Source organism: Sphingosinicella microcystinivorans (genome assembly GCF_003634215.1).
Lineage (GTDB): Bacteria > Pseudomonadota > Alphaproteobacteria > Sphingomonadales > Sphingomonadaceae > Sphingosinicella > Sphingosinicella microcystinivorans.
This window is the reverse complement of record NZ_RBWX01000012.1, coordinates 63,228-76,501: the sequence shown is the minus strand read 5'-3', so window position 1 is coordinate 76,501 and position 13,274 is coordinate 63,228. Positions and strand designations below refer to the sequence as shown.

Genomic DNA, 13,274 nt, shown 5'->3' with positions numbered 1-13,274 from the left:
CACGCACGTCCATGACCGACGCCCCCCAGCATCTCTACCTCGTCGACGGGTCGAGCTTCATCTTCCGCGCCTATCACCGCTTGCCGCCGCTCACCGATCCGGAAGGCACGCCGGTCAACGCGGTCTTCGGCTTCACGGCGATGCTCTGGAAGCTGATCGAGGAGTTGAACAAGGGCGAGGGGCCAACGCATCTCGCGGTCATCCTCGATGCGTCCAAGCACAGCTTCCGCATGGAGCTATACCCCGAATACAAGGCGAACCGGCCAGAGCCGCCCGAGGATCTGATTCCGCAGTTCCCGCTGATCCGCGATGCCGTGCGCGCCTTTTCGGTGCCGTGCATCGAGGAAATCGGCATCGAGGCTGACGACATCATCGCCGCGTACGCCGTGAAGGCGCGCGACGAGGGTATGAAGGTCACGATCGTCTCGTCGGACAAGGATCTGATGCAGCTCGTCGGCGGCGGCATCGACATGCTCGATACCATGCGCGACCTCCGCATCGACGTGGCGCATGTCGAGGAGAAGTTCGGCGTGCCGCCGGAAAAGGTCGGCGAGGTGCTGGCGCTGATGGGCGACGCGGTCGACAACATCCCCGGCGTGCGCGGCGTCGGCCCCAAGACGGCGACGCAGCTCATCCAGCAGTTCGGCGATACGGAGACGCTGATCGCGCGCGCGGCCGAGATCAAGCGCGACAAGCTGCGTGAAATGATCACGTCGAGCGTCGATGACATCCGCATGTCGCGCGTGCTCGTCACGCTGAAAACCGATTGGCCGCTTTCCGAGCCGATCGAAACCTTCGCGCTCAAGGACCCGCCGCACGAGCCGCTTTCGGCGTTCTTCAAGAAGCACGGCTTTCGCACTTTGCTCTCCAAGCTCGGCAAACATGCCGCGATGGAAGCCGCGTCGGGTGAGCCGGGTGCCGCGCTGCCGCCGCCCGATGCCTTCTCACCGCCCTTGCTGCCCTTCGAACACGACAAATACGAGACCGTCGCGACGCTTGAGGCGCTCGATGGCTGGATCGCAGAGGCGTTCGCGGCGGGCACCGTCGCGGTCGATACCGAGACGGACAGTCTCGATGCGATGCGCGCCAATCTCGTCGGCGTCAGCCTCGCGACCGCGCCGAACCGCGCCTGTTACATTCCGCTCGGCCACGTCGCGAGCGAGGGGCTGCTCGGCGAGACGCCGGTACAGGTGGACCGCGTGGAAGCGCTCGCGCGGCTGAAACCGCTGCTCGAAGACGCCGCGACGCTGAAGGTCGGCCAGAACCTCAAGTACGACATGCTCGTCCTCGCGCGGCAGGGCATCACGATCGCGCCGTTCGACGACACGATGCTGATTTCCTATGCGCTCGATTCGGGAAAGGCGCTCGAAAACGGCGGCCCGGCCGGACACGGTATGGACGGGCTTTCGGAACGGCTGCTCGGCCACAAGCCGATCCCGTTCAAGCAGGTGGCGGGCACCGGCAAGGCGCAGGTCACCTTCGACAAGGTGCCGCTCGATGCCGCGACGAAATACGCCGCCGAAGATGCCGACTGCACGCTCCGCCTCTGGCAGCATCTGAAGCCTCGCCTGTGGCGGGAGCATGTGACCGGGGTCTACGAAACGCTCGAGCGTCCGCTCGCGCCGGTGCTGATGCGCATGGAGCGGCGCGGCATCAAGGTGGACCGCGCGGCGCTCGCGCGTCTTTCGGCAGATTACGCGCAGGGCCTCGAACGGCTGGAGGCGGAAGTTCACACGCTTGCGGGCACGCCGTTCAACGTCGCCTCGCCCCGTCAGCTCGGCGAGATCCTGTTCGAGCAGATGGGGCTTCAGGGCGGCAAGAAGTCTGCCAAGACCGGCGCGTATTCCACCGACGTCGATGTGCTCGACCGACTCGCCGGCGAAGGCATCGAGATTGCGCAGAAGGTGCTGGACTGGCGCCAGCTCGCCAAGCTCAAGTCCACCTATACCGACACGCTGCAGGAACAGATCAACCCCGAAACCGGCCGCGTCCACACCAGCTACGCGCTCGCCTCCACGACCACGGGTCGCCTCTCCTCCACCGATCCCAACCTCCAGAACATTCCCGTCCGCACCGAGGAAGGCCGCAAGATCCGCGACGCTTTCGTGCCGGAGGGCGGCAACGTCCTGCTGTCGGCCGACTACAGCCAGATCGAGCTGCGTCTACTCGCCGAGATCGCTGAGATTCCGCAACTCCGGCAGGCGTTCGCCGACGGGCTCGACATTCACGCCATGACCGCGTCCGAAATGTTCGGTGTGCCGATGGCGGAGATGACACCGCTCATCCGGCGTCAGGCGAAGGCGATCAACTTCGGCATCATCTACGGCATTTCGGCGTTCGGCCTCGCGCGCAATCTCGGCATCGATCGCGGTGCGGCCGGGGATTACATCAAGCGCTACTTCGAGCGCTTCCCCGGCATCCGTGACTACATGGAGCGCACCAAGATGGGCGCGCGCGATGTCGGCTATGTCGAAACATTGTTCGGCCGCCGTATCCACACGCCGCTCATCAAGTCGTCGAATCAGGCAGAGCGCGCCTTCGGCGAGCGCGCTGCGATCAACGCGCCGCTCCAGGGCACGGCGGCGGACATCATCCGGCGGGCGATGATTCGTATCGAGGATGCGCTCGAAGCCGAGAACCTCACGGATGCCCAAATGCTGCTGCAGGTCCACGACGAACTCGTCTTCGAAGTGCCTGCGGAAAAAGCCGCAGCGGCGGGTGCCGTTATCAAGCGCGTGATGGAGGATGCCTGCGCGCCCGTGGTGGAACTGGCCGTCCCGCTCGTCGTCGAAGTCGGCACCGGCCAGAACTGGAACGCTGCCCACTGATTGGCACTGTCACGCATCCGACATTTCTCTGTCACCAAAGCGTCATCGAACGCGCCTAGGGGCGGCGTCAGAAACAGGTCATCGTTGAAGCGGAGACGGAATCCCATGCGCATCACCAGCCTTGCTCTTGCCGGTATCGGTCTTCTGGCGCTCGCCGCCTGCGATTCTTCGCCTGCGCCCACGCCGCCGCAGGGCGGCGACACGGCCGCGACCGGTGGCGTCAACGTCTCCGGCCCGGCGCTTCGCATCGTCGGTTCGTCGACCGTGTACCCATTCACCACGGCGGTCGCCGAGAATTTTCGCCGCAAGTATCCGGCGGCAGCCGCGCCTATCGTCGAATCGACCGGCACCGGCGGCGGCATCAAGCTGTTCTGCGGCGGCGTCGGCACGCAGCATCCGGACATCGCCAACGCTTCGCGCCGCATCAAGAAGAGCGAGGTCGAGCTCTGCAACACGAACGGCGTCAAGCAGATCGTAGAGATTCAGGTCGGCCTCGATGGCATCGCCATCGCCCAGTCGAAGTCCGATGCGCATCTCGACGTGACGCCCGCACAGATATTCCTCGCGCTCGCTGCCACGAAGCCGGATGGTTCGAAGAACACCGTCACCACCTGGAACCAGATCGATCCGAAGCTCCCGAGCCGCAAGATCGAAGTGCTCGGTCCGCCGCCGACCTCGGGCACGCGCGACGCCTTCAACGAACTCGTGATGGAAGCGGGCTGCTCCACCTTCCCGAACCTGAAGGCGCTGAAGGACTCGAACGAGGACGAATACAAGACGCGCTGCACCAAGCTCCGTGAGGACGGCGTCTATGTGGAAGCCGGTGAGAACGACAATCTCATCGTCCAGAAGCTCGTCGCAAACCCCACGGCGGTCGGCATCTTCGGCTACTCCTATCTCGAAGAAAACCTCGACAAGATCGAGGGCGTGAAGATGAACGGCGTCGCGCCGGAATACGAAGCGATCGCGAGCGGTGCTTATCCGGCCTCACGTCCGCTCTACATCTACGTGAAGGGCGAGCACGCTCGCGCCAAGCCCGCGCTCGCCGTGTTCCTGCAGGAATACACGAGCGAAGCGGCATTCGGCCCTGAAGGCTATCTCAAATCGCGCGGCCTGATCGCCGAGCCGGATGCCGAGCGCAAGGCGAGCGCCGCTGCGGCTGCGGCGCTGACACCGCTGGATATCACTGCGCTCAAATAGGCGTCAGTTCAGACGGAGTTCGTGGTCGACGAAGCGGTATTCTGCCGGTCGGATCGATGCGCCGTGCATGATCCGTACCGAATGCAGCATTCCGTCGATGCTGTGAGACCAGAAATCGAGGAACCGGATCAACCGCGGAAAGCGCGGCGCCTTGTCCAGCGTTTGCCACGTGAAGCTCTGCAGCACGTGCGGATGATCCGGCATATGATAGAGGATGTTGGCGATCAGCGGTCGCCAATCCTGCATCTGCCGGACGAAATCACCATCAACGCCGTGCGGTCCGTCATCGTGCATCGCAAGCTCCTTCCCTGTGGAACCCAGACACAGCGAATCATGCCGTCACACGACTGTAAATATCCTTAACGAGGCTTTGGCGAAATCTGTCGCTGGTTCCACAGCACTCTGCTCGCACTAAGTTCTTCCAACACGCCACACGTGTCGGCATGTGAGAACGGGCGGAGTGACGTATGGAACTAGCTGGAAGCCGCCTTTCCCTCATCGCCACTGTGGTCGACAAAAAATCCCAAGCCATGGTTGTCCAAGGGGCGCTGTACTGCCATAGCCGCCGGCCGTTCGAGGCTGGAAAGGAAATGCAGTGTCCGCCGACAAAGCCAGCGCCATCGGCATCGATTTCGGCACAACCAATTCGGTGGTGGCGCGCGCCAATGGCGAGGCAGCGGCAGATCTTGTCAGCTTCGCGGGGCCTGATGGGCCGGCGAGCGTTTTTCGCTCGGCGCTGTGCTTCTGGCAGGTCGAGGATGCGCGCGGCGGCCTTGCGCATGAAGCCGGGCCGTGGGCCATCGCCGAGTTCCTCGAATTTCCGCAAGGCTCGCGCTTCCTGCAATCCTTCAAGTCAGTCGCTGCAAACCCCAATTTCGAGCATGCGAGCGTGTTTGAGGCGCGGATGCGCTTCGAGGAGCTTGGGCAGATTTTCCTGTCTCACCTGCGGGCCCACGGCGGCGATGCGCTTGCCGACCTGCCGGAGCGCATCGTCGTCGGGCGCCCCGTGCGCTATGTCGGCGCACGGCCCGATCCGGCGCTCGCGCGAGCGCGCTACGACGCGATGTTCGAGGCCCTGGGCCGACCGGTCCACTACGTTTACGAGCCGCTTGGCGCCGCCTACAGCTTCGCCTCGCGGCTGAGCGAACCCGCGACACTGCTGGTGGCGGACTTCGGTGGCGGCACCAGCGACTTTTCGATCGTCCGCGTCGTGCCCGATGCGGCGCAACGGTGCGTGCCGCTCGGGGCAGCGGGTATCGGCATCGCCGGTGACCGGTTCGACTACCGGATCATGGACCGCCTTGTCCTGCCGCTGCTCGGCAAGGGCGGTCGGTATCGCTCCTTCGACAAGGTGCTGGAAATTCCGGCCGGCCATTTCACGGATTTTGGGGACTGGTCGCGGCTCGCGCTCATGCGGAGCCGCAGAACGCTCGATGAACTGGCACGACTGAAGCGCGCGGCGCTCGATCCGGCCGCAATCGACCGCATGATCGCGGTGGTGGAACACGAACTCGGCCATGGCCTTTACGAAGCCGTCGGCACGCTGAAACGGGCTCTGTCGACCGAGGACCATGCAAAGTTCGACTTCGAGAGCGCCGACTTCTCGATCGATGTCGAGGTTGCCCGCGCCGACTTCGAGCGCTGGATCGCACCTGACCTCGCGCCTATCGCCGAAACGGTGGACCGCGCGCTCGCGACAGCGCGCCTCGCGCCCGCCGACATCGACCACGTGTTCCTGACCGGCGGCTCGTCGCTCATACCGGCGGTTCGCCAGGTGTTCGCCGAACGCTTTGGGGAGAGCCGACTTGCCGGCGGCGAGGAGCTCACTTCGATCGCACATGGGCTTGCGCTCATCGGCGCGGCACCCGACATCGCGGACTGGATCGCGCCAGAGGAGAGCGGAGCATGAGTGTCGCCTTTCGCCGCGAAAGCGACGATGAACATCTGGAACCCAAGTTCGAGCTTCCGATCCCGCCCGGACCAAACCTCGTGACCGCGCGCGGGCAAGCACAGATACGCGCCCAGGTGGCCGAACTCGAAGCCGTGCTGCAGGGCCTCAGCGACGAAGACGCGATCAAGGCGACGCGGCGCGACCTGCGCTATTGGCGCAACCGGCAAGCCACGATGCAATTGATGGAAGAGGCGGACGGCGCCCGCGTGGCGTTCGGCTCCACCGTCACCTTCCGGCTGAACGGTACCGAGCGCACCGTCACCATTGTCGGCAACGACGAGGCGGACCCGGCCGCCGGGCTTCTCTCCTTCTCCGCACCGCTCAGCCGCACGCTGATGGAGGCTGAGCCGGGAGACACGCTGGACTTCGCAAACGTGAACGATGCCATCGAAGTGGTGTCAATTCGTGTCTCCGGGAATTAAGGCAGCCGCCGCTTTTCCCTTCTGTTCGCAATCACCGGACATCATGCTAGGGCAGCAGCATGGCGCTGCTGGATAGTCTCGGAGTACCGCTCCCAATCGTACAGGCCCCAATGGCGGGCGTGTCCACACCGGAACTGGCCGCAGCCGTCAGCAATGCGGGCGCTCTGGGTTCGATAGCCGTTGCCGCTACCGGGGCTGCCGGCGCACGGGAGATGATCGCGCGCGTGCGGACGCTCTGCCCTCGGCCGTTCAACGTCAACGTCTTCGTCCATCAGCCAGAGCAGCAGAATGCCGCGCGCGAAAAAGCGTGGCTCTCTGCGATGACGCCACTGTTCGAAACATATGGTGCGCGCCCGCCGACGGCGCTTCGTCCGATTTACAAGAGCTTCATCGAAGACGACGAGATGCTGGCGCTGCTGATCGATACCGCGCCAGCCGTTGTCAGCTTTCACTTCGGCCTGCCCGATGCCGGACGGATCAGCGCGCTCAAGGGCGCGGGCTGCGCGCTCTTGGCGACCGCCACAAACCTCGACGAAGCGCTGGCCGCGAAGGAAGCGGGGATTGACGCCGTCGTGGCTCAGGGATGGGAAGCGGGCGGCCATCGCGGCGTCTTCGATCCAGATGCGCCTGACGGTCGCCTTGGTACCGTGGCGCTGACCCGATTGCTGGTGCAGCGATGCGGCCTGCCCGTTATTGCGGCTGGCGGAATCATGGATGGCCAGGGCATCCGCGCCGCGCTTGATCTCGGTGCCATCGCCGCGCAATTGGGCACCGCCTTCGTCGCCTGCCCCGAAAGCAGTGCCGATGCGGCCTATCGCGAGCCGCTTGCCGGTCCTGCCGCGATGAGCACGGTCATGACCTCCGCAATTTCCGGTCGGCTCGCGCGGGGCTTGCCGAATCGCTTCACGCAATGGGGCGATAGCGTCGGCCTGCCATCTCCCGGCTATCCGATGACCTACGACGCGGGCAAGGCGCTGATCGCGGCGGCCAAGGCCTCTGGTGAGACCGGCTATGCGGCCCAGTGGGCAGGACAAGGCGCGCCGCTGTCCCGCACTATGCCGGCCGCCGACCTCGTCGCCTGTCTAGCGGCGGAATTACAGTCTTCGGATTGAGGGAAGCGACAGAAATCGCCAACAAGCACTAGCGTTTTCAATCCGTTATGAGCCCTCGTGGTATGGCTGAAATCCAATACACATAATTTCTCTAAATCTTCAATTGGATGAAAATTCGTAGCGCGCATGGCGTACCGTCAGAATGGAGGTCCTCAATGCGATTCCCATGGCGGCGCATTTTTCATGCTCACTGATGACTTTTACATGTGTACCACGCTGATCATGTGGTGTTCGAAATCGGTCCGCACGGTATTGATACTGCCGAGATTTCCAACGAGTGCGATTTTTCTCTTTGTCTTCCGTTCGAATGCTTGGTCATCGCGCATATCGCACGTGCCTCAGTGCCTTTGCATGTCGCTGGAAACAATGGTGGGGCCAGAGTAATTCCTGGCTATATCAGATAAATAGTCGAGAGCGTCCTCGTCGCGCGTACCGGCCAAATGTGTAACGATCACCGAGCCGACCCGGGCACGGCTTGCCATTTTGCCGACTTCGGCAGGAACCAGGTGCTGCTTCTCGAAGTGTTCCGCCATGTGGACTTTGATATGCGGAGGCAGGTCGCGCGCGAAGGCTTCCAGTTTTTTCAGCGTGTTCGGCAGATCGATCATTTCTGCGACGAGTACGTCTGCACCGGAAGCGAGTTTTTCAACCGTGGAAGACGGGCCGGTGTCGCCGGTGAAGACGATTGACCGGGTGGGTAAATCAAATCTGTACGACAGCGATTGATGCTTCTGGTGATCAGCGCTCCCCGGGTCGAAGCTGTAGTGACTGTTGAGCGCGACCGTTATCGTGGCACCGTTCAACTTTACAACAGAACCGTCCGTCAGCTCCACGACATCGATATTCTGCGCGGGGGAAACGAAACGTTCACCCGGTACGCCGTAGCGCACCTCGGCGCTCGGCCCCATGGCCGCAAGTAGCGCGTTCACGATCGTTTTCGTGCCGCGTGGTCCGTAAATCGTGAGAGGGCCTTGCGTATCAAGCTGGAAACGTAGGCCCAGCACCGCGAAAAGACCGCCGATATGATCGAAGTGATGATGCGTGAGAAATATCGCCCGGAGTGAGGGGAAGCCCGCGCCTGCCGCCGCCATGCGCTCCGCGGCGCCATCCCCGCAGTCGATCAGGAACGAATCCGAACCATTGGTCAGCAGATTTGCCGGCTGTCCGCGCACCGGGTTCGGAAGGGGGCCGCCGACCGTTCCCAGCGTGACCAGTTCGAAGGGAGGTGTTGCTGTGGTATTCGCCGAAGCCGGAAACGTCCACCCCGCGACCATTGAGAGAACGACGAATAGTCCTTGTATGTTGCGGCAGCCCATCTTCATTTCATACTCTCCCCGTTACCGTTTCTCATCATCGTGGCGGATGCCGTGGTGAGCAGACGCTCGCCGCTCTTGATGTGCGCCTCCGTATAGACAAGACGCCGTCCCAAAGACACAATTCTGCCCCGTGCAGCGATTGTTCCTGATGTAAAAGGACGCAGGAAATTCGCCTTGAGCTCCACGGTCTGCACCGACTCGTTTTCGAGGGCGCTCATCGCGACACGGGCCATGGCGACGTCTGCAAGCGCGAGAAAGATGCCGCCATGAACAGATCCGAGATCGTGGTGGTGGCGCTCGTCAACGTCGAGCCTCACCACGAACTCCTCTCCTTCTTTGCCGATTATGCGCAGCCCAACCAGCGCATTGAAGCCGCTCATCTAACGATTATCGCGGTAACTTGAGAAGATTAGCGATATTGTTCCTCTGGATTGCGGACGAGCCGCCGAGGATCGGCATTACCAGTATATCGCGCACATAGCGCTCCATGTCGAAGTCGCGGACGTAGCCGTATGCGCCCAGTATCTGCTGACATGTGAGCACAATGTCGCGCGCCGTGTCGCAAACGAAGAGTTTGGCCATTGCCGTTTCCGCAGCGGCGGGTCGGCGTGAATCGATCAGTGCGGCGGCACTGTAGGTCATGAGCCGACACGCTTCGAAGCGCGTCTTCACGTCGGCGAGCATGTGACGGATCGACTGGATCGAGCAGATCGGCTTTCCGAACTGTACACGCTCCTGCGCATAGGCCCAGGCATCGCCAATGGCGCCCTTGGCGATGCCGAGCGCCATCGCCGCCACCTCTATCTTTTCGACATCGAGGCCCGGTCCCACAAGTTTCGGCCAGCCCTGACCAATGCCTTCCGCTCCGCCGACGACGTTTTTAACGGGAACGCGGACATCATCGAAACTCACATCAAACGTGCCGCCGCCTTTCAGGCCCATCGTTTCCTGATGTTCAAGCACAACCCCCGGTGTATCGGGAGGGATCAGGACCAGCGACAGGTTGCGGTATTTTTCTTCGGCCGGCCCGGTCCGTACGAGCGCGTAGATATAGTCTGAAATGGCGGCGCCGGAGCAAAAACGCTTGCTGCCTCTTATCACCAGTTCATCGCCCTCGCGGCGACCACTCGTCCGAACAGAGGCGAGATCGGCGCCGACATCAGGCTCCGTGAAGCCATACGCAAACATAAGGCCTTCCGACGCCACGCGCGGCAGAAGTGTCCGGCGCTGCTCTTCGGATCCCACCTCGACAAGGTTCAGCCCGGCATAACAGCTGGACTGGATATAGGCGCAGCCGACCGCCATGCTGCGCGAACAGAGTTCCTCGATGGTGACGATCGTTGCGGTGATATCGCGTCCACTGCCGCCGTATTCTTCAGGAACGGTCAGCCCGGTGAGCCCAAGCGCGACGAGCTTGTCGTGCACGTCGCGGGGAAACATATTCTCTTTATCCCAGCGACTGACCTGATCGCGCGGCATTTCCTTTTCGATGAATCGCCGCAACGTGTCGCGCAGCATCACGATGTGTTCCGAGTCTTCGGCGACATTCATCGGCGGGTCTCACTCCGGTTTTCTGGTCGAACAATGCTATTCGAGCCTAGGAAGCCGGCGCCTCACATCAAACTCGCAATCGGTGCCGTCTTCGGACCCGCCGACCCGAGCCGCGCGCAATGGGAAAGCGAGTTCAAGCTGAGCGGGCGAGGCGATAGCCCCTTGCCGTCCGGCGCGACCTATTCATCAAATCGCGGTCAATCAGGAGTGAGCTTTTGCAGAAACGCGGTATCATGTCGTTCGGGGCCTATATCCCTCGACGCCGGCTTGACCGACAGGCAATCGCCGAGGCGAATGCGTGGGCCAATCCCGTGCTCGTCGGAGCCGCGCGCGGCCAGCGTGCAATGTGCGCGCATGATGAAGACAGCCTGACGATGGCAGTTGCGGCAGGGCGCGCCGCGCTGATGCCGCGCGTAGGGAAAAGGCAGGTTTCATCGTTAAGGTTCGCATCGACAACCATGCCGTTTGCCGACCGGCAGAATGCAACCCTCATCGGCGAGGCACTTTCGCTGCCGTCGGAGATACGCACGGCCGATGTTGCGGGCTCTCTTCGTTCGGGTGTCGGTGCGCTTCTGAGCGCGATCGAAGCGGGCGGCACCGGGTTCGTTATCGCCGCCGACAACCGGCAGGCTGCGCCGGGCAGCACCCAGGAACTGCGATTGGGAGACGCCGCGGCCGCCGTTCTTGTCGGATCGGAGGATTTAATCGCCGAATATGTGGACTCGCATTCGGTGTCGGTCGATTTCAACGACCATTATCGTTCGCGCGAAGCACGATTTGATTATGTGCTTGAGGAACGCTGGGCACGCGAGCAAGGGCAATTCGAGATCGTGCCGAAGCTGATCGCGGCCCTTCTCGAAAAGGCAGATGTGGCTGCAGCAGACCTTCAACACTGCGTGTTTGCCAATTTTTCGGCCCAGGAATCGCGTGGAATTGCAAAACGTTGCGGAATAGATGACGCCGCCATAATCGCTGATCTCCACGATAAGGTCGGTGACACGGGAAGCGCACACCCGCTGCTGCTGTTGACAAAGGCACTACAATCCGCAGAGCCCGGCGATTTTATCCTTCTACTCGGATACGGGCACGGAGGAGAGGTCATACTTTTCCGCGCTACAGATCGCGTTATCGAGGCCCGGTCGATGATCGGTGCCGATGACCTGCTGACACACGGCTTGACCGATCGGAATTATCTCCGTTTCCTGTGCTTCAACGGCCTTCTCCCCATCGATAGGGGTATGCGCGCCGAGCGTGATAACCGAACGGCGCAATCCGCCTTTTATCGTCATCGCCAAACGGTGACACAGGCGGTCGGGGGCCGTTGCACGAAGTGCGATACACCCCAGTTCCCGCGCACGCGCGTATGCGTCAATCCTGAGTGTCGCGCGACAGATACCCAGGAACCGGAAGGTTTCGCCCACAAACGTGCGTCCGTGAAATCCTTTACGGAAGATTGGTTGGCGCTCTCGTTCAGCCCTCCGTTGATGTACGGAAATATCCGGTTCGAAGGTGGTGGTGTCGCCATGCTCGAGTTCAGCGACTTCGAGCCCGGAGAGCTTCGGGTGGGCGCGCCGTTGGAACTGGCGTTCCGTATCAAGGACATCGACGAGAAGCGGGGCTTCAGACGCTATTGCTGGAAAGCGACGCCACCCGGCGTCCGCCCGGCCTTATCGACATCGGAGGACACGCCCCATGGCTGAGGGAATTCGAGACAAGGTCGCAATCCTCGGCATGGGCTGTAGCCGCTTCGGCGAACGTTGGGACTGCAGCGCTGAGGATCTGATGGTCGAATCCTTCGCGGAAGCATTGGCTGATGCAGGGATAGAACGGGACAGGATCGACGCCGCATGGTTCGGCATGTCCGTGGACGAGCACGGCCTGGGCAAGTCCGCACTCTCGCTGACCACCGCGCTGCGACTGCCGAATATCGCGGCGACACGGGTTGAGAACATGTGCGCGAGCGGTACGGAAGCGCTCCGAGGCGCGGTTTACGGGGTCGCATCTGGCGCCTACGATATCGCCCTCGCCATGGGTGTCGAAAAGCTCAAGGACACAGGTTACGGCGGCCTGCCGGAACGCACGAAGGGCACCTTCGAAGACCTCTGGTTTCCGAGCGTTACCGCACCCGGCAGCTTTGCGCAGTTCGCGAGTGCCTATGTGGCGCGACACGGCATCGATATGGATGGCTTGAAAGAAGCGATGGCTCATGTCTCGTGGAAAAGCCACGAGAACGGATCGCGAAATCCGAAGGCGCATCTGCGGGCACGTGTGAGCAAGGAAAAGATTCTCGCGGCGCCAATGATCGCCTATCCTCTCGGGCTCTATGATTGCTGCGGCGTTAGTGATGGTTCAGCTTGTGCGATCGTCACGACACCGGCAATTGCCGAAAGGTTGGGGCGCACAGGTCCTCTTGTCACCGTCAAATCCATCCAGCTGGCACTCAGCAACGGCTCTGAGGTCGGCTACGACAATTGGGACGGCAGCTATGCACTAACCACCCGCCTGGCTTCCGAGCGCGCATACCGGGAGGCCGGTATTCGAGATCCGCGGCGCGAGCTCGATCTTGTCGAGGTCCACGATTGCTTCTCGATCACCGAACTTGTGACGATGGAAGATCTCGGGCTCGCGGAACCAGGGCAAGGCTGGCGGGCGGTCCTTGATGGGACATTCGACAGTTCTGGTGAAGTCCCGTGCAATATCGATGGCGGACTGAAGTGCTTCGGCCATCCGATTGGCGCCACCGGACTGCGCATGGCTTACGAAATTTATCAGCAACTTCGCGGGACTGCCGCGGACCGGCAGTTGAACGCGCCGCGCCTGGGGCTCACCCATAATCTCGGCGGGTATCCCAACAAGAATGTTTGCAGTGTCTCGATCTTCGGGACGTGCTGATG

The 13,274-nt window shown here is 62.2% G+C and carries 11 protein-coding genes; 7 read left to right on the top strand and 4 right to left on the bottom strand.

What is annotated here, in order from left to right:
* The first annotated feature begins 11 nt into the window (after positions 1-11).
* Entirely contained in the window at positions 12-2,828 is a 2,817-nt protein-coding gene (gene polA, locus DFR51_RS17665) for a DNA polymerase I (RefSeq protein ID WP_121053515.1), read from the top strand.
* 105 nt (positions 2,829-2,933) lie between these two features.
* Positions 2,934-4,028: a PstS family phosphate ABC transporter substrate-binding protein gene (locus DFR51_RS17660; protein WP_121053513.1), complete on the top strand. Its 1,095-nt coding sequence runs from the start codon at positions 2,934-2,936 to the stop codon at positions 4,026-4,028.
* A gap of 3 nt (positions 4,029-4,031) precedes the next feature.
* Here the strand turns inward: DFR51_RS17660 and DFR51_RS17655 are convergent, their stop codons facing one another.
* Entirely contained in the window at positions 4,032-4,322 is a 291-nt protein-coding gene (locus DFR51_RS17655; RefSeq protein ID WP_121053511.1) for an usg protein, read from the bottom strand.
* Between the two features lie 301 nt (positions 4,323-4,623).
* Here DFR51_RS17655 and DFR51_RS17650 point away from each other — a divergent pair, with 301 nt between their 5' ends.
* From DFR51_RS17650 to DFR51_RS17640, 3 genes are read left to right on the top strand one after another with little or no spacing between them, the layout of a single operon-like run.
* A complete protein-coding gene (locus DFR51_RS17650) occupies positions 4,624-5,937 on the top strand; it encodes an Hsp70 family protein (RefSeq protein WP_121053509.1) in 1,314 nt (437 codons plus the stop codon).
* Positions 5,934-6,401: a GreA/GreB family elongation factor gene (locus tag DFR51_RS17645; RefSeq protein WP_121053507.1), complete on the top strand. Its 468-nt coding sequence runs from the start codon at positions 5,934-5,936 to the stop codon at positions 6,399-6,401. Before DFR51_RS17650 ends, DFR51_RS17645 begins: the two co-directional genes overlap by 4 nt.
* 59 nt (positions 6,402-6,460) lie before the next feature.
* The gene (locus tag DFR51_RS17640) at positions 6,461-7,513 is read left to right on the top strand and encodes an NAD(P)H-dependent flavin oxidoreductase (RefSeq protein ID WP_121053505.1); all 1,053 of its coding nucleotides are present in this window, start codon (positions 6,461-6,463) and stop codon (positions 7,511-7,513) included.
* 338 nt (positions 7,514-7,851) lie between these two features.
* Here DFR51_RS17640 and DFR51_RS17635 read toward each other — a convergent pair whose 3' ends face one another.
* The 3 genes from DFR51_RS17635 to DFR51_RS17625 are packed head-to-tail and all read right to left on the bottom strand — an operon-like array spanning position 7,852 to position 10,380.
* Entirely contained in the window at positions 7,852-8,835 is a 984-nt protein-coding gene (locus DFR51_RS17635) for an MBL fold metallo-hydrolase (protein ID WP_121053503.1), read from the bottom strand.
* Positions 8,832-9,209, bottom strand: coding sequence for a PaaI family thioesterase (locus DFR51_RS17630; RefSeq protein ID WP_121053501.1), 378 nt, complete (start codon positions 9,207-9,209; stop codon positions 8,832-8,834). The genes DFR51_RS17635 and DFR51_RS17630 overlap by 4 nt, the downstream gene beginning before the upstream one ends.
* 7 nt (positions 9,210-9,216) lie before the next feature.
* The gene (locus tag DFR51_RS17625) at positions 9,217-10,380 is read right to left on the bottom strand and encodes an acyl-CoA dehydrogenase family protein (RefSeq protein WP_121053499.1); all 1,164 of its coding nucleotides are present in this window, start codon (positions 10,378-10,380) and stop codon (positions 9,217-9,219) included.
* Between the two features lie 233 nt (positions 10,381-10,613).
* On the opposite strand from DFR51_RS17625, the gene DFR51_RS17620 reads away from it, so the two are divergent.
* Together DFR51_RS17620 and DFR51_RS17615 are read left to right on the top strand one after the other, a co-directional pair.
* The gene (locus tag DFR51_RS17620; RefSeq protein WP_243446582.1) at positions 10,614-12,080 is read left to right on the top strand and encodes a 3-oxoacyl-[acyl-carrier-protein] synthase III C-terminal domain-containing protein; all 1,467 of its coding nucleotides are present in this window, start codon (positions 10,614-10,616) and stop codon (positions 12,078-12,080) included.
* Positions 12,073-13,272 (top strand): acetyl-CoA acetyltransferase, encoded by a 1,200-nt coding sequence (locus DFR51_RS17615; RefSeq protein ID WP_121053495.1) that lies wholly within the window; start codon positions 12,073-12,075, stop codon positions 13,270-13,272. The genes DFR51_RS17620 and DFR51_RS17615 overlap by 8 nt, the downstream gene beginning before the upstream one ends.
* Positions 13,273-13,274: the final 2 nt, after the last annotated feature.